This is a genomic window from Burkholderia sp. Ax-1724 (assembly GCF_011752995.1).
In the GTDB taxonomy this organism is placed as follows: domain Bacteria; phylum Pseudomonadota; class Gammaproteobacteria; order Burkholderiales; family Burkholderiaceae; genus Paraburkholderia.
Window position 1 is genome coordinate 140,744 of the sequence record NZ_VWWL01000021.1, and the last position, 17,347, is coordinate 158,090.

The window sequence follows — 17,347 nt, forward strand, 5'->3', positions numbered from 1 at the left end:
AAGTGGCCGCACCCGGCACATCGCTCAGCCCGCTGTTCAGCACATTATTCAGCGCGCTTCCCAGGCAGCCAATGGATTGGCGAGCACGCTGTCCGTGTGCTCGCCGAGTCGCGGCGGTGGGCGGCGAATCTCGTTCGGCGTCGCGGAAAATTGCAGCGGGTTTTTGAGGACCGAGAGCGGGCCCGCAGACGGATGTTCTATCGAGTGCACGAGATCACCGGCGACGCGCGGATCGTTGAAGACCTCGTCCCACGTGCGTACCGCGCCATAAATCGCGCCCGCTTCACGCAACACCGTTTCCCATTCGGCCAGCGTGCGCTCACGAAATGCCGCCGCGACCCGCTCGTCGAGCAACTGACGGTTCTTCAGACGTGCGGACTTCGTCGCGAACAATGGATCGATCGCCATCTCACCCAACCCCAGAGCGCGCGCGAGGATGACCCAGAATTTGTCGTTGATCGAGATCACCATGATCTCGCGGCCATCGCGTGTCGCGTAGGTATTGTTGGGCACGATGTCCCAATGCTCGTTGCCGGTCCGGGGCGGCGTCTTGCCAGTTGCTGCGTAATAGACGTCACGCGGCGCGATACTGAAGATCGACGCGTCGAGCATCGACAGATCGACTCGCTGGCCGACACCGGTTTCGTAGCGCGCGATAACCGCGTTGAGAATGCCGGCCGTGGCAAGCAGTGCGGTCACGAGATCGGAGAAAGGAAAGCCCGTTTTGAGCGGGCCGCTTTGCGTCGTCCCCGTTATCTGCATCAGGCCGGATTCGGCTTGCACCACCTGGTCGAGCGCCGGACGATCGCGGTCCGGGCCATCGCGACCGAAACCCGTAATCGAGCAGAAGATGAGCCTCGGGTTGAGCACCCTCAACTCGTCATAGCCCAGCCCCAGCTTCTCGGCAAGTCCTGGACGAAAATTCTCGACGAGGACGTCGGCCTGGGCGGCCAAAGCCTTGACCGTTTCGCGTCCCTGCTCGGTTTTCAGATCGAGCACGACGCCGCGCTTGTTGCGATTCATGCTGAGAAAGAACACGCCGTCGCCACCCAGCGTCACTTCACCCGATGCGCGAAACGGATCGCCTTCCGGTGCTTCGATCTTGATGACGTCGGCGCCGAAATCGCCGAGCATCATCGTGGCCATCGGCCCCGTCATCATCTGCGTGAAATCCAGCACGCGCAATTTGTGTAAAGCACCCAACGTCATCTCCTTTCCATGAAACCCGCGTGCATAACAAGGCAGCGTTCGGGCGCGCTTACGAGGGCGTATCCGCGCCGTCCGACGATTTATAGAACGCTTCCCGGCCGTGGCTCGATGCCCGCACGCCGGACTCGCGCTTTGCCTTCATGAAATTGAACTCGTCTTTCTCGTAGCGCACGTTAGTCGCGAGTGCATGCATCACATAGCCGTACGAGAACTGACTCGTGAGCCGCAGCGAGTCATAAGCCAGATGCGCCGCCGCCTTGCCGATCGCCAGGCCGTCACGTGGCAGGCGCACGATACGTTCCGCCCATGCTTCGCCGGCCTCGGTGAGTTCCGCTTGCGGCACGACCCTGTTCACGAGTCCTGCGGCAAGTGCGTCCTGTGCGCTCCACAGTTCGGCAAGCAACAGGAGCTCGCGTGCCTTGCGTGGCCCCATCGCCATGATTTCCCAGGCGCCAAAGTACGACGCCCCGGACAGGCCGAGCTTCTGCTCCGGATGGCCGATCTTCGCGTTGTCCGACGCAATCGACAGGTCGCAACCTTCGGCGATGTACAAGCCCGCCCCGATGCAATAGCCGCTGATCAATGCAAGCGTCGGTTTGGGCGACAGAAAAATACGCTGAAAACGGGCAATGTAGTGCCTGTCGTGATGCAGGCGCGCCCGCTGACTTGGACGACGCGGTTTGCCCGTCGCATCTAGTTGCGGTTCGCCGTATTCGTGGCCGACTTCAGCAAGATCGTGTCCGGTACAGAAGTCTCCACCCGCCCCGCGAAACACGATTACACGTACATCGTCATCGGCCTCGGCGCGATCGAGGTGATCCATCAACATGTCCAGCATCTGTTCAGTAAGCGCGTTCTTCTTCTCGGGGCGGTTGAACGTGATGTACGCGCGACCGTCTCGTGCTTCGTAGGTCACCAGTTGACTTAGGGTTTCATTCACTTCAATTACCTCATCGGTTGAGCCAGTTAAACGGAGTAAGCGGAGTCCAGACAGCGGCAGGATGACTGTCAGGCGCCACGCGCGCCGGTTCTATTCGAGTAGATCAATCGAGATTGATGGCGACGCTTTTCACGTCTGTGTACAGTTCGAGCACCTCGCGACCCCGTTCACGGCCCCAGCCCGATTGCTTGAAACCGCCAAACGGCAATGCCGGATCGGGCACGGAATGCGCGTTCACGCCGACCGAGCCGGCCTTGATGCGCCGCGCGAGTTTGTGTGCGACGCCAAGGTTGCGAGTCCAGATGCTGGCTGCAAGCCCGTAGCTCGTATCGTTCGCGAGCTCTGCAAGCTGCTCGATTTCGTCGTCGCGAAAGCTCATTGCGCACAGCACGGGGCCGAAGATTTCTTCGCGCACCACTGACATCGTCGGCCGGGTATTCTTGAGGACGGCCGGCGTCACGAAATAGCCTTGTTCCGCCTCGCTCGGTGCACCGCCCAGAACCGTCGCTCCATCCTTGCGCGCGGCTTCGAGATAGCCGGTGACGCGGGCGTGCTGCGCAGCTGAAATCAGCGGTCCCATCTTCGTGTCCGCGTCGAGCCCGTAACCGATTTGCCAGCCGGACACCTCGGCGTACACCTGATCGACCAGTTCGTCATAGATGTGCTCGTGTACATAGAGCCGCGTTCCCGCGGAGCACACCTGGCCGGTATTGAAGAAAGCTGCGCGTGCCAGTGCCGGCGCTGCTTTCTGGATATCGGCATCGGGAAAAACGATGACGGGCGATTTACCACCTAGTTCGAGCGACACGCGCTTCATGTTGCCGAGCGCCGCTTTGACGACGAGCTTGCCGACTTCCGTCGACCCGGTGAAGGCGATTTTGTCCACCTGGTGATGCGCCGCCAACGCGTACCCCGCGGTTTCACCGTAACCCGTAACGACATTGACGACACCGGGCGGGAAGCCGGCTTCGAGAATCAGTTCGCCGAGACGCAAGGCGGTCAACGATGTTTGCTCCGCCGGCTTGAGAACGATCGTGCAGCCTACCGCGAGTGCCGGCGCGATTTTCCATATCGCCATGCCGAGCGGGTAATTCCACGGCACGATCTGCCCCACCACGCCAATCGGGTCGCGCGTCGAATAGGCATGCCATTCGCCGGGAACGGAGACATCGATCGTTTCGCCGCCGAACTTCGTCGCCCAGCCGGCGTAGTAGCGAACCATATCGATGGAGCCGAGGACATCCACTGCCCGCGCGAACACCACCGGTTTGCCGTTGTCGAGCGATTCGAGCTGAGCCAGTTCGTCAGCATGATCGTTCATCAGATCGGCAAGCTTCCACAGCAGCCTGCCGCGCTCCGCGGGCTTGACGCGGCGCCATGGGCCGCTGTCGAACGCCACGCGGGCGGCACGTACGGCACGGTCCACGTCGGCAGCTTCACCGGCTGCGACTTGCGTCAACAACTCGCCTGTGCCGGGATCCTCGACATCGAGTGTCTTGCCAGACAGTGCCTCGCTCCACTTACCGTCGATCAGCAATCCATGCTGTCGCTGAACGAACTGGCGCACGGCCTGACTGAGTGACGGATGGGCTAGTCCACGTTGCATCGATCGTCTCCAGATGAGTAGCTACCGCGCGAAGGGTCGGCAACTCAGATGTCAATATTTATATAGATTAAATGGTTCAACCTTTCAAGTAAACTATTTCGAGCAGAAAAATGCGTCGACGCATCATCGATAAAAAAGACACGTCTTCATGTACACCAATGCATCGTCCGCGGGGTACCATCGGCACTCAATCCCACTTAGGCTCGACTCATGGATACTGCACAACGAACGAGACAAGCACGGGCAACACCATCTCACGAGAGTCCTGATGCGCCAGCCTCATCCGTGTCGCACACACCCGTTCAGGCTCGTCGCGCATTCGAGGAAGTGGCGTTGCAAATCCGCGCGCAACTCGGCAGCGGCGAATTGCGTCCAGGCGACCGGCTTCCCGCTGAGCGCGATCTGGCCGAGCAATTCGGCTTGAGTCGCAACACCGTGCGCGAAGCACTGAGAACCCTGGAGATATCCGGAGTCCTTGAATTTCGCAAAGGGACCACCGGTGGGGCTTTCGTGCGCGAAGGCCAGGGCGACGGCGTGGTCACCGGCATCGCCGACCTGTTCCGGCTCGGCACCCTCGGCCACGAACACCTGACCGAGGCACGCATGGTCGTTGCGTTAGCGACCACGCGCGCCACCTGCGAACGCGGGTCCGAAGCGGATCTCGACGCGCTGGTCAACAATGTGCGTGCCGCCGAAACAGCGGTGAAGGCAGGTAATATCAGCGAACGCGTATCGATCAATCTCGAGTTCTTCCGCATTCTCGCGAATGCGTCGCGCAACCCGCTGCTCATCATCCTCACCGACGCGCTAATCGAGATTCAGGTCCTGCTGCTCGAAGTCCTGACACCCGCGCCGAGCAGCACGGTGATGGCGTCGCGTCGCCGGTTATTGAAGCAACTGCTCGCAAGGGACACCGAGAACGCAGTTGGAGAAATGGAAGTTCATCTGAAGGCGCTTGAGCGCCACTATCTGCCACAGCGTGAAGACGCGACATCGCACTCGCCAAACACCGGAGCGTGGCAGAAAATCAGGCGGCGAACCTGACGCGCATCACGCCGCCCTTACCCGACTCTCAGGGTTTCGGCCGGAACGTGTCGAGATTCGCGGCCACGAAACGGGTGCCATTCTCAGCCACCTCGATGAACGTGAACCAGTGCTCGTCGGGCGGCCCCTGGTGCCGCGTCGCGCTGAACTGATAGTGCGTGCCCGTTGCTCCCTCGATGCCGTCGAACGAACCGATCTTTTCGACGGCATCGCGCAATGCCGCTCGCGCCTGTTCCACATTGCCACTATCGACGGCCTTGATGACATCGGGTTGGGCCAATGCGCGGAACGCGGCCTGGGCCGCGTCGTAGGCCACGGCCGGATACAAGTTCGGCAGATGCGGACCAAAGCGCGTATTGAATGCGGCGAAGAACGCTTTTACGTCGGCACGATTCGGGTCGACCGTGTTCGGCACAAGTACGCCGTCGGCACTCGAACCAGCCAACTTGAGCAAAGCCTGCTGCAAGGCGCTGCGCACCACGACGGTAGGCACCTTCAGATTCAGTTGCTGCGCCGTTCTCAGCACGCGCGCACCGTCCGCGGGATAGGGAAAGATCACCATCGCATCGGGCTTCGCATCGCGAATACTCAGCAGTTGCGGCGTCAGATCGGCTGCCCCGGTATCGTAGGTTTGCTGCACCACCACGGAAATGTGACGAGCCGCCAACGCGGCAAGTATCGCGCGCTGACCATCAATACCGAATGGTGCCGAGCAGTTGATGATCGCAATGCGCCGAAAGCCCTGCTTCGCGAGCAGATCGGCCACGGCCCCGGCATCCTGCCGGTTCGCCGGACCGAAACGAAACAGGTAAGGCGCGGGCGGGTCGGTAAGTTTGTCGACCGTTGCGCCCATTACGAAAAACGGAATCCTGTCCTCGTTCGCAGCAGCGGCAATACCCGTCGCCACCGCGGCCGGATTTGCGCCGATAATCAGCAGCGCATGATCATCTTCTGCGCAACGTGCCGCAAACGAAGCCGACAGTTGCGGATCAGTCTTGCCGTCATAGCCGATCAGTTCCACCTGATGGCCGGCGACACCACCGGCAGCGTTGATCTGATCGACCGCAAGACGAACGGCCTGATATCCCTGCGTGCCGGTATCAGCGGCCGCGCCACTGCGATCGTCGATATGACAGATTTTCAGCACAGGCGCCGCGGCCAATGCGGTATGCGCCCACGCGCTCGCGAGCAACGCGAGTACCACAGCCCGCAACAGCCAGCGCCCTCGCCGTGCAGCGTTGAGCAAACCAGATATCCCGCCGGAACGTCGCCGCATGATGTCTCCTGATCGATAAGTTTATTTTAAAACCATTGAATGGCCCAACCATTTGAAAATATGTCATCGAGCGTGACGATGTCAAGGAGAGCGATACCAGGGGAAACGACGTAAGTGTCAGGACTCGGCAACCGCGCGCTTGCGCACGAAGCACAGCAGAATCACGCCGAGCAATGGGCCGATGGCAATGACACCCAGCGTATTCGTCAGCGAGCGTCCATGCTGGAACACATAGCCTGCAACGATAGGCGAGATAAAGCTGCCTACCGACCAGACGGTATTGACAAAGCCAGCCGCTGCGCCAGCCAGTTGCGGTCCTGATGCCTGGGTGAACAGGCCGATCAGAAGCGGCGTATAGCCGTAAGCGGCCGCGCCGAGAAACGGTGCAATTGCATAATACGAGGAAATCGACGAGCAATTTCCGAACACAATTAGCAGCACGATAAAGATTACGAGGTTGAGAATCGTGACGATCTTTGCGTAATTGACCAACCGATCGTACAGCCAACCGAACAGCGGCTTCGACACGAACGCACCGACACCAAACCACACCAGTACGGAACCCGCCACTACCGGCGATATACCGTGTGCAATGGTCATCAGCGCGTTCGCCCACGCGACGAAACCGAGCGTACCGTACAACGCCCCGGCACCGCCGAGGGCAAGCAGCAACAGGTTGCGATTCTTCAGCAACGAAGCGATCTGCTTCCGCGTGATATGCGGCACCGATTGTCCGTCGGGCGTGTTGCGAATCACGCAGAAACAGATAAGAGAAAAGACCAATGTCGCGATGCCGAGGATCTGATACGCCGCCTGCCAGCCGTAAGCCGCGGCGATACGTGGCACGGTTGCATTCGCCACCACGACCGAGATCGACGTACCGGTCGCCCAGATGCCGAACGCCCTGCCCTTGTCCTTGCCGAACCACATCGTCAGGATCTTGATGGTCGGGCCATATTCCGCGCCCGCGGCAAAACCCATCAACAAATGTAGCGCGACTGCCATTCCGAACGTCTGTACGAACCCGAAACAGAATGTCAGCACGCCAAGTGGAAACATTGAGATCGCCAATGTTGCGCGGCTGCCAAACCTGTCGGCAAGAATCCCACCGATTGGACACGATACCGTATAGCCCACATAAAACGCAGTAGTCAGCGAGCCCAGCAACGCGAGCTTGAACCCCAGCGCGTGCCCCACTGGGGCGGCAATGCTGGCCCATGCAAAACGGTCTACGCAACTCACCATGAACGCGGCCCAGATCACGAGCAGGATCACCCATCGAAAGCTTCTGATAGTGGCATCGTTCAGGGTTGTCGCCGATACGTCGCCTACCATCAGTTGCATGCGAGATTTCATCACGTCGTCCTCAGATTTTTTCACCGGCAGGTATCACATCCATCGCAAAACATAATGGTTCATCCATTGTAAAAACAAAACGATTGCTGTATACCCTACCGCCGGAAATGCAGCAGCGTGCCGTTTCCTCGACGAATCCGCATTGACATCCATACTGACGCAGCCATATATTAATGGTTCATCCAATGACACAACGGTGACTTTACTAGCTGCGTACTTCCATGTAGAGCCACGACGGCTTGACTGCAGCGGCACAGAACATAGTGGACGTCGCGATCATCGGCGACAGGCTGGCCGGCTTATCCTGCACGGTTCGTGCAATGGAATCCGGCGTGCTGGAGCGCCCCGAACTGGTGGTCGAGCTTCTCGTGCCTCGCTAGCCATCCACTCGCCCATACGGCCAACATCCAGTCCTGAGGACTGCTTCCGTCACCGTCTTTGAGCCGCGCCACCATGAATACATCCTGTGCTTCCACTCAAACCCTCGTGCGTGCGCCATCGCTGTTCATCCTTGTTTGCATCACACTGTCCGGTACGTTTCCGCTTCATGTATTCGTGCCCGCTCTGCCGTCGGCGGCTCGCGATCTGCATGCATCGACGGCAGGAATCGGTTTGACGATCACGCTATACATCATTGGGCTTTCAATCGGCCAGCTCATCTACGGACCACTCTCGGATCGCTACGGGCGGCGTCCAGTGCTATTGGCAGGACTGACGTTGTTTGCGATAGCCAGCGTCGCGGCCGCTTGCGCCCCGTCGTTGAAGTGGCTCGAACTCGCCCGAGTCTTGCAGGCGCTGGGTGGCTGTTCCGGGCTCGTACTCGGACGCGCGATTGCCAGAGACAGTTCGGGCTCGACGACGTTGATCCGGCGCCTTGCCACACTCAGCATTGCGATGGCGGTTGCAACAGCGGTCGCGCCCGTGATCGGCGCGCAATTCGTTGCCCATCTCGGCTGGCGCTGGATCTTCATCACGATGAGCGCGACGAATGTGCTCGTGCTTGTCTCCGTGTGGCTCGTAGTACCGGAAACGCACGTCCCGTCGCGCAATTTCCGGATCGGTCGCTACCTGATCAGCTATACCCACCTGCTGCGCTCGCCGTCGTTTCTCGCATATAGCATCGGCGGCGCCAGTGCGACCACCGGCATCTACGCTTTCCTGTCCGCTTCGCCATTCATTCTCGAGTCGCGTCTCGGACTGTCGCCGCAAGCGTTCGGTTTCGCGTACTTCTCGCTAGTGGTCGGACTGGCAAGCGGCCAAAGCGCAGCCAAACACATGGCAGGAAGTTTTCCCGCGCGATCGGCACTGCTGATAGCGGCCGCCATCATGGCGGGCGCGTCGCTGAGCCTCATCGTGTCGTATGCCGCCAATTCGATCACACTCGTCTCGGTGATGGTACCGATGATCGTCATGTTCTTTGCAACCGGACTGTCGAGCCCTTATGCGATCAGCAGCGCGCTCGATGTCGATGCCTCCGTGGTCGGCGCGGCGGCCGGTCTCTATGGCTGCCTGCAGATGGCATATGGGTCACTCTGCACTGCCGCGATCGGCCTCTCGCCAAGCGATCCAACCATTTCAATGATCGTCGCGCTGATTGTCTCGAGCGCAATCGCATGGTTTTCGTTCAAGGCCGCGCCGCGACCGGTCGCGCTGGCCGATGCCGAGGAAGTCGTGGATCAGAGTTCGATCGCGTGACTGTTTCCTGGAATACAACCGACAAATACCCGGATGAATACCCGGCGAAAGCGCGCCGGCATGTTCGCGATGCATGACGGTATGCATTAGGGTTTGCTCGGTTTGACAGCAAAATTGGATACTTTATATTTTCGATCAATGGTTCATCCAATAACAATACAAAGAGCCAGAAAACATTCAATAAAACCCGGTTCATGAAGCGCCGATCCGGTGCAATAAGAAACCCAGGAGACAATGTTGAAGCTCACAAAAACCTTGATAGGTGCGCTAACTCTCGCGGTATGGGCACCCGCTTTCGCAGAGAGCAGCGTCACGCTATATGGTCTGTTGGATGAAGGTATTAACTACGTCAACAACGCACAGACTGCCAAAGCCGGTGCGCCGAACGGTAGAACCGGCGGCAGCGTCATCTCCATGACAACGGGTCTGGTGCAGGCTTCACGTTGGGGCCTCAAAGGTGTCGAAGATCTGGGTGACGGCTACAAGGCAGTCTTCACGCTTGAGGACGGCTTCGACGTCGGCACCGGTAAATTCCAGCAGGGCGGTACCTTTTTCGGCCGCCAGGCGTTCGTCGGAGTGACGGCGCCGTGGGGCTCACTGACCGCCGGCCGACAATACGACTCGATCGTCGACGTGATCGGCGTGATGCAGGCAGGCACGTACGCGGGCGGCGCATTCGCCGACCACCCTGGCGACATCGATAACGTAGCGGATTCCCAGCGCATCAATAACTCGATCAAATATACGAGCCCGACCTATCACGGGCTTCTTGTAACCGGCGTGTATAGCTTCGGCGGTGCGCCGGGAGAGTTCGGCAAGAACAGTATCTGGTCGGTCGGCGCGCGTTACACCACCGGGCCTGTTATTGCCGCAGCCGGATACATGCATATCGACAACCCAAACCAGTCGTTCTGGGGCAATGGTTCGACAGGTTCACCCACGGGCAATAACCTCGGCTCCGTGACTGGTGTCCAGGTCAATCCGATTTACGGCGGGTTTGCATCGGCTGGGAAGCTGCTAATCTTCGCGTCGGCGCTGCAATACACGACAGGCGGCCTGACGATCGGCGGTGGCTATACGAATACCCGCTTCCAGAATCTGAACAGTCCGAACTCGGGTACGCTGAGCCAAACCAATCCATTTGGGTACACCGGCAACGCGGCATTCAACAACTACTCGATCTTTGCGGGCTATTACGTCACACCGACGCTCGAAATCGGTGCGGCGTACAACTATCTCACTGGCGGCGCCGTTGACGGGAAGAAGCCCGCCAAATACCAGACTGTCAATGCAATCGCCGATTACTTCCTGTCGAAGCGAACCGACCTCTATCTGACGGGAGCATTCATGAAAGCCTCCGGTGTCGATTCGACCAATCAGGCTGCTGTGCCTTACCTGGTCACACTCACGCCGAGCGACACATCGAACCAGGTGGTGGTTCGGGTCGGTATCCGGCACAAGTTTTAAGGCGCGGTCACGTACGGCGACTCGACCATCGGCACCATTGCTCGCCGTATCCCAATCTTTCGGCATTCATCTGGCCGCGTACTGCCCCGTATATCGGGCAATACGCGGCCACTTCGTTTTTGAGCACAGCGCTTCGACTGTCTGCCTTACCCGTTGCGAGCTTCTCCCGGCGCCGCACTCCCGCGTGCCTCAGCATCACTACCGCTTGACATCGTCAAAGCGATCCATCATGATAATTTCAAAGGTTGATCCAATGATATTAATTACTATCACGAGATACGAATATTCACACGGCAGCAAATCCAGCCAGAGAGACGCCCGATGTCAGACCCCAACACCCTCGACCACACCACATCCTCCGCTCAAGCTACAGTACCGAAGCGGCCGCTCGACGGTATCGTCGTCGTGGAAACCTCAAGTTTTCTCACGGGACCGTTTGCCTCGATGATGCTCGCCGATCTCGGCGCCGACGTCATCAAGGTCGAGCCGCCTGGCGGCGACGGATTCCGCAAATTCGGCCACAACCGTGAAGGCTACGGCGCGTCGTGGACCAACGCGAATCGCGGCAAACGCAGCGTCGTGATCGATCTGAAAACGGCAGAAGGCACGCACCGCCTGCATAACCTGCTAGAACGCGCGGACATCCTCATCGAGAACTGGCGGCCCCGCGTCGCCGCGTCGCTCGGGCTCGGCCGCGATGTACTGGAAACGCGCTATCCGCGTCTGATCCGGTTGTCGATCAACGGCTTCGGCGACACTGGCGCGCTTGCCAATGCCCCTGCTTTCGACTCGCTGATCCAGGGCCGCACCGGCATCGTCGCGTCAGAGGGACGCAACGGCAAGCCCGCGGTAACGCCGTTCAATATGGTCGACAAGGTCACCGGTGCATTCGGCGCGCAGGCTGTGCTGGCCGCTCTGTACGAGCGCGAGAAAACCGGCAAAGGCGGCTATGTTCAGTTGCCGATGCTCGACGTGATGGGCTATTTCAACTTCCCCGACATGTTCCAGCACCGCACATTCGAGGGCGACACGTCCGCGTGGAAACCACCCGCATCGCAAGTGCTGGAGACAGCCGATGGTTTCGTCGTGATCTCACCTGCCAACGGCGCGCAAATGTCGAAGACGCTCAACGCGATCGAACGCCCGGAATGGAAGGACGAATTCAAGCAGATGCGTGACCCGGTCGCCATGGCTGAAGAGTTTTTTCGCCGCGTCGGCGCGGTTGTCAAGGAAAACAACACGGCATTCTGGCTGCAACGCTTCAGCGAGATGGACGTGCCTGCCGCGCCGGTGTTCTCACTCGACGAGTTCCTGCATGACCCGCAGGTAGAAAACAATCAGGTGTACAGCTTCGTGGATTCGCCGGTCGGCCCGATTCGCACGGCGCGTTACCCGGCCAGTTTCGACGACCGCAGGCTGACTGCGCGTTCGGGGCCACCCGCTATCGGCGAACACGATGAGGCAATCGGCGGACACTGAGACGGCGCACGCAATAGCCAGAAACACGGAACAACTCAACCAGGAAATTGACATGAAACTTGCAAGTTTCGATGGCGGACGAATCGGCGTCGTGGTCGGTGACGATATCGTCGACGTATCCGATCTCGTGAACGCCACGCCGGACACGTGGCCGCCGGTTGGCATGCTGCACGTGATCGACCGCTTTGCCGCGTTGCGCGACAAACTCGAGGACCATGCGCAAAGCGGCAATCGCGTGCCGCTTTCGAGCGTGAAGCTGGAAACGCCGGTCGCGTGGCCTAACAAGGTGATCGCATTCCCGGCGAACTACCACGCGCACGTGGAAGAAATGAAGCGCGGCACCGGGCTCATTTCGCCATTCAAGGCGGACGGCCAAGGCTTTTTCCTGAAGGCGAACTCGAGCCTGAGCGGGCCGTCCGAGCCGATCGTGCTACCCGCGATTGCGAATCGTCAGATTCATCACGAATGCGAGCTCGCGATCATTCTCGGTAAAGGCGGCCGTGAAATCAGCCGCGCCGCTGCGCTCGAACACGTGTTCGGCTACGCGTGCCTGATTGACGTAGTGGTGCGTGGCAAGGAAGAGCGCGTGATGCGCAAATCCTATGACACGTTCTGCCCGGTCGGCCCCTACCTCGTGACCGCCGACGAAGTGCCTGACTACGACGCGATCGATCTGCAACTCTCGGTGAACGGCGAGATTAGACAGAAAGCCAGTACGCGGGATCTGATCGTCGATATTCCGGAGATGATTCGCATGGCCTCCGCCGTCATGACGCTCTACCCCGGTGACATCATCGCAACCGGTACGCCTGCCGGCGTCGGCCCGCTTCATGGCGGCGACAAGGTCACGATCGAAATCGCCGGAGTCGGCGCGATGACGCTCGACGTCGTGCAGAGCCAAGGGGGCAATCACCCTGTGTGGGACAAACCGGTCAACTGAACGGAAGCAGGCGAACGCATGGATACTGCCCGAACGAAACCGCCCGTGCACCACAGTCTGCATACGCGCCGTATGAAGATGGAAGACGGCGTCACCTTGAGCGCGACGGAAAGCGGTGAACCCGGTCGGCCCGCCGTGATCCTGCTGCACGGCGGTGGCCAGACACGTCATTCCTGGCGCGGCACGGTCAAAACACTCGGTGAGCTCGGCTACCATGCACTCGCATTCGACGCACGCGGTCACGGCGAAAGCGACTGGTCGGCTGAACTGAACTACTCCTATAACCACCTTGCCGACGACCTCGAAGCCGTGATCGGCATGGTGGCTGCCGAACCGGTGCTCATCGGCGCGTCGATGGGGGGAATGACGGCAATGCATACCGTCGGTCGCAGCAAGGGCAAGCTGGCCCGTGCGCTGGTGCTGGTGGACATCGCGCCGCGCGTCGACCCGAGGGGCCTACGTCGTGTCCACGACTTCCTCAACGGCTATCCGGACGGTTTCGCCAATATCGAAGAGGCTTCTGATGCGGTCGCGGCTTACAACCCGCATCGTCCGCGCCCTCGTGATCCGCGCGGGTTGATGAAGAATCTTCGCCTGCGCGAAGACGGACGTCTCTATTGGCATTGGGACCCGCGTTTCTTCGCCAGTCGCAACGACGAGCAGCGCGAGAAAAGCACCAACCGTCTGCTCGACATGTGCCCAAACATCAAGATCCCCACTTTGCTCGTGCATGGTGCGCAGAGCGATGTCGTCTCAAGCAGCGGGATCGATGAATTGCGCGCACGTTTGCCGCAACTGGAAACGGCGTTGATGCCGGGCGCCGGGCATATGATCGCGGGCGATCGCAACGATGCGTTCAACTCGGCCATCCTGGAGTTTCTGGACCGTCTTGTGCCGACAGGCACAAGCGCCACACGCGACTGAACTGCACTAAAAGCAGACTGCCTGATCTCTCCAGGATCGAATATCGTTCTTCCGCAGTAAGGGAGAACGATTTTTTTATTCCACCACCGGCACGCTGCCCGTATATGCCAGCGCGCACAGCATCATCGCGCACACCAGTCGGTCTTTCGTCGTGACCGCATGGTTTTGCAAATCAAGCCACCACGCTCTGCTGTACGTTTTCATGAAGGGCTCCTCAGTTATGTCGGTGCTGCATATCTTGCGTCGCCGGCCAGGACATACGCGGCCTTTTCAGCCGCGTGTCCTTTTCTTAAGCCTCGTTCTGCTGTGCCAATGACATCGTGTTCGTCTTCGTATTAGCCGAACCGCGCACCGTATCGATCAGCGCGAGCGGATCGTCCGGCAGTTCATCGCCACGCCAGGCCACCTGTCCGTCTGGACGCACCAGCACGAGTCGCCGTTCATACAGGCGGCGCGCTTCCTCGTTATCGATATCGACCGACCTGAACGGCACATGACGCCGGGCCGCAGCGTCGCGCAATGCCTCGCTCTCCGTGACCGCCGGCGAGAAGCACATCAGCACGAACTCCTTACCGAACAGGTCGAGCGTCGATTCGTCCTGCGCAAGCCACACGTGCGGCGCACGTGAGCCCGGACGCGCTGTCTGCACGTAGGACGACACCTCATCGGGCGGTTGCGGCGTGCCATCGGGAACGATGATCGGCGAACCCTCGTACATATACCCAAGGTGAATGCCGATCGAGAACCACTCGCGCTTCATCAGTTCTGTGTATTGAATGCCGAACTCGATACGCGCCGCTTCGGAACCGGGACCATCTTCGAAGATTTCCCTGGACGGCGACAACACCCTCGGCGAGAGCATCCGTTTGAGATTGCCGGTCGCCTCCGCGACGTTGCGGATCGCCACCGGGCGCTGTTCCGTTTCATAAGTCGCAAGCAGGTGCTCGCCACCCCAGCCGTGCAACGTGGCGGCAAGTTTCCACGACAGATTGACCGCGTCCTGAATACCGGTGTTCATGCCGAAGCCTCCGGTGGGGGACGTCAGATGCGCTGCATCACCGGCGATGAACACGCGCTTCGTGCCATAGCTGTCCGCCACCAACTGGCGGCGAACCCACGGCAGCATCGACAGAATCTCGAAGTCGAACTCGCGGCCGACCGCGCGAACGATCGCGGCACTCATCTGCTCCTCTGTGAGCGTGAGCCGTGTTTCGTCGCCAACGAGCGAGAAGCGCCACTGATCGCGTCCGTTGATGGCGACAAGCGTGGCCCACGTTCCCTCGGGGCCGATGAAGATATAGCGGTACGCCGGCTTCTTGTCATGCAACGCTTCGAGATTGTCGCTACGGAACACCACGTTGGTGGTATACGTCAGCGTCGGCTCGCCGGTCATGCCGATACCCAGCGCTTGACGCACAACGCTCGCGCCGCCGTCCGAGCCAACCAGATAGCTCGCCTCGATTACCGACTCTTCGCCGGTTTTCACGTCGCGCACCTTGGCGACCACACCGTCCGAGGTCTCGCTGAATTCGACCAGCTCCGTGTTGTATCGAATCTCGACGCCTTTCTGTTGTTGCGCGAAGCGACGCAGCACCGGATCGAAGAAATTTTGCGGACAGCGTTCGCGCTTTTGCGGACTCTGCGGCGGACACTTTTCGTCCTGTGGGCTGGGAAATACTTCCCGACCGAATTCGTAGCCCTTCAGTCCTGTCACCCAGGCGCAGTCTTGCGGATAGGCGCGGTTATAGCCAGCATCATGTACCCACGGCACGATACCCCAGCGCCGACAATATTCCATGGTACGCACGCCGACCATGTCCATCTTCGGCTGGGTTACCTGGCCATCGCTTCGTTCGATCAGCGTGCACGGCACGCCGCGAAAACCGAGGTCGCCGGCGAGTGCCAGTCCGATTGGGCCAGCGCCCACAATCAATACGGGTGTTTGCATCTACAGTCTCCCAGTGTTTATCGACTTTCCCAGTTCCGTCATGCCGGTGCGACCTCGACGGCCTCTTCGCGATACAGGCCGAGCTTGCGCAGTGCCGGAATGTCGTTGACCTGAAACAGCATCGTGGACGTCTCGTGAGAGCGATTGATATGCTCATGCACAGCCCAGGGCGGAATCGCCATGAAGTCGCCCGCGCCCCATTCGAACGTCGTGCCGTTGACGATCGTCGCGCCCTCTCCACGCATCACGTAATAGACGACGCTGCCCGTGTGGCGATGTGCTTTCGTATGCATGCCTGGTCGCAACGATTGCAACACCGTGCCGATCGTCGGCAACGCCGGGCCACCTGTCACCGGATTGACGTATTCGAGTGCGGTGTCGTCGAATGGATCGGGGGGCAACCCAGCTGCAAGACGCAGCGCCTCCTGTGCGCGTTCCGCCGAGTAAACCAGCAGCGGATTGAGTTCGGGTACGGCGGTATCGTTGAGTGGACGCATGAGACCACTGCCGTAGCGGCGATACGAGTGATCCGGAATCGCCAGTACCGGCTGGCGTGGTGTAGCGGAGCCCTCGAAGAAAGTCGCGTGCATCGAGCGCACCAGCGAGATGTCGAGCACGTCCAGCCAGATCATCGGCTCATCGCCTTTGTGTTCGTGATCGTGCCAGGCCCAAGCCGGCGTGAGCACGAGATCGCCCTCATTCATCTCATAGCGTTCGCCGTCGACGATCGTGTCTGCCCCACGGCCCTGCATGATGAAACGCAGCGCGCTGGCTGTATGGCGATGGGCGGTGGCGATCTCGCCAGGCAGGATGTACTGGATCGAGGCCCAGATCGTCGGCGTGGTGCCAAACGGCAACCCGCGGTTGGCGAGACGCAAGGTCCTACGCTGACCGCCCGCTTCAAGCTTGATATTCGCCCCGATTTTCTCGAGCAGACGCGCGAGATCGGCGGCTTTCCAGTGCGCCGCCTGCATCGTCGATTGTGGCTCGCGCGTGAAAAGCGGGCCATCGGTGGGTTGGGCGATACGGCAGTTATAGCTGTCCAGCTCGTCTGCCAGTGCCTTGCGTTGCGCGGTGTCCGACATGACTGTTTCGTTCATGGCAACTCCGGTTGATTTTGTCCGTCGGGATGCGGCGATTGTTGGCTTGTCGTTATCGAAGTGCTTCTACCAGCTCAGGTACGGCGGTAAACAGGTCATTCACGAGACCATAATCGGCGACGCTGAAAATCGGCGCTTCCTCGTCCTTGTTGATCGCGACGATCACCTTCGAGTCCTTCATGCCCGCCAGATGCTGGATCGCCCCCGAGATGCCGACCGCGACGTACAGTTGCGGTGCGACGATCTTGCCGGTCTGACCCACCTGATAGTCGTTCGGCACGTAGCCCGCGTCGACCGCCGCGCGCGAGGCGCCCAGCGCCGCGCCGAGCTTGTCGGCCAGCGGCTCCAGAACCTTCGTGTAGT

The 17,347-nt window shown here is 60.0% G+C and carries 15 protein-coding genes; 6 read left to right on the forward strand and 9 right to left on the reverse strand.

Annotated elements, in window-relative coordinates; genetic code table 11:
* Positions 1 to 48 precede the first annotated feature (48 nt).
* The 3 genes from F3J19_RS24205 to F3J19_RS24215 all read right to left on the reverse strand — a co-directional run bounded on the left by F3J19_RS24205 (position 49) and on the right by F3J19_RS24215 (position 3,755).
* Positions 49 to 1,203: a CoA transferase gene (locus F3J19_RS24205; protein WP_240159196.1), complete on the reverse strand. Its 1,155-nt coding sequence runs from the start codon at positions 1,201 to 1,203 to the stop codon at positions 49 to 51.
* Between the two features lie 55 nt (positions 1,204 to 1,258).
* On the reverse strand, positions 1,259 to 2,149 hold the full coding sequence (locus F3J19_RS24210; RefSeq protein ID WP_167047157.1) for an enoyl-CoA hydratase/isomerase family protein: 891 nt from the start codon (positions 2,147 to 2,149) through the stop codon (positions 1,259 to 1,261).
* Positions 2,150 to 2,252: 103 nt separating this feature from the next.
* Positions 2,253 to 3,755: an aldehyde dehydrogenase family protein gene (locus F3J19_RS24215; RefSeq protein ID WP_167047160.1), complete on the reverse strand. Its 1,503-nt coding sequence runs from the start codon at positions 3,753 to 3,755 to the stop codon at positions 2,253 to 2,255.
* Between the two features lie 285 nt (positions 3,756 to 4,040).
* Here F3J19_RS24215 and F3J19_RS24220 point away from each other — a divergent pair, with 285 nt between their 5' ends.
* Positions 4,041 to 4,799 (forward strand): GntR family transcriptional regulator, encoded by a 759-nt coding sequence (locus tag F3J19_RS24220; RefSeq protein ID WP_167047163.1) that lies wholly within the window; start codon positions 4,041 to 4,043, stop codon positions 4,797 to 4,799.
* A 28-nt stretch (positions 4,800 to 4,827) separates the two neighbouring features.
* Here F3J19_RS24220 and F3J19_RS24225 read toward each other — a convergent pair whose 3' ends face one another.
* Positions 4,828 to 6,075 (reverse strand): ABC transporter substrate-binding protein, encoded by a 1,248-nt coding sequence (locus F3J19_RS24225; protein ID WP_167047165.1) that lies wholly within the window; start codon positions 6,073 to 6,075, stop codon positions 4,828 to 4,830.
* Between the two features lie 117 nt (positions 6,076 to 6,192).
* Positions 6,193 to 7,419 (reverse strand): MFS transporter, encoded by a 1,227-nt coding sequence (locus tag F3J19_RS24230; RefSeq protein ID WP_167047168.1) that lies wholly within the window; start codon positions 7,417 to 7,419, stop codon positions 6,193 to 6,195.
* Positions 7,420 to 7,884: 465 nt separating this feature from the next.
* Here F3J19_RS24230 and F3J19_RS24235 point away from each other — a divergent pair, with 465 nt between their 5' ends.
* The 5 genes from F3J19_RS24235 to F3J19_RS24255 all read left to right on the forward strand — a co-directional run bounded on the left by F3J19_RS24235 (position 7,885) and on the right by F3J19_RS24255 (position 13,936).
* Positions 7,885 to 9,126, forward strand: a complete 1,242-nt coding sequence (locus tag F3J19_RS24235; protein ID WP_167047171.1) for a multidrug effflux MFS transporter — start codon at positions 7,885 to 7,887, stop codon at positions 9,124 to 9,126.
* A gap of 234 nt (positions 9,127 to 9,360) precedes the next feature.
* Entirely contained in the window at positions 9,361 to 10,593 is a 1,233-nt protein-coding gene (locus tag F3J19_RS24240) for a porin (protein ID WP_167047174.1), read from the forward strand.
* A 321-nt stretch (positions 10,594 to 10,914) separates the two neighbouring features.
* The gene (locus F3J19_RS24245) at positions 10,915 to 12,072 is read left to right on the forward strand and encodes a CoA transferase (protein WP_167047177.1); all 1,158 of its coding nucleotides are present in this window, start codon (positions 10,915 to 10,917) and stop codon (positions 12,070 to 12,072) included.
* A 52-nt stretch (positions 12,073 to 12,124) separates the two neighbouring features.
* Positions 12,125 to 13,012: a fumarylacetoacetate hydrolase family protein gene (locus tag F3J19_RS24250; RefSeq protein WP_167047180.1), complete on the forward strand. Its 888-nt coding sequence runs from the start codon at positions 12,125 to 12,127 to the stop codon at positions 13,010 to 13,012.
* Positions 13,013 to 13,084: 72 nt separating this feature from the next.
* A complete protein-coding gene (locus tag F3J19_RS24255; protein ID WP_167047183.1) occupies positions 13,085 to 13,936 on the forward strand; it encodes an alpha/beta hydrolase in 852 nt (283 codons plus the stop codon).
* 75 nt (positions 13,937 to 14,011) lie between these two features.
* Here F3J19_RS24255 and F3J19_RS33015 read toward each other — a convergent pair whose 3' ends face one another.
* The 4 genes from F3J19_RS33015 to F3J19_RS24270 all read right to left on the reverse strand — a co-directional run.
* The gene (locus F3J19_RS33015) at positions 14,012 to 14,140 is read right to left on the reverse strand and encodes a hypothetical protein (RefSeq protein WP_275691486.1); all 129 of its coding nucleotides are present in this window, start codon (positions 14,138 to 14,140) and stop codon (positions 14,012 to 14,014) included.
* 85 nt (positions 14,141 to 14,225) lie between these two features.
* Complete coding sequence (locus F3J19_RS24260; RefSeq protein ID WP_167047187.1) at positions 14,226 to 15,884, reverse strand: FAD-dependent oxidoreductase; 1,659 nt, start codon at positions 15,882 to 15,884, stop codon at positions 14,226 to 14,228.
* A gap of 38 nt (positions 15,885 to 15,922) precedes the next feature.
* Positions 15,923 to 16,984 (reverse strand): cupin domain-containing protein, encoded by a 1,062-nt coding sequence (locus F3J19_RS24265; RefSeq protein ID WP_167047190.1) that lies wholly within the window; start codon positions 16,982 to 16,984, stop codon positions 15,923 to 15,925.
* 52 nt (positions 16,985 to 17,036) lie between these two features.
* On the reverse strand, positions 17,037 to 17,347 hold a 311-nt coding region (locus tag F3J19_RS24270), incomplete at its 5' end, for an FAD-binding protein (protein WP_205193199.1).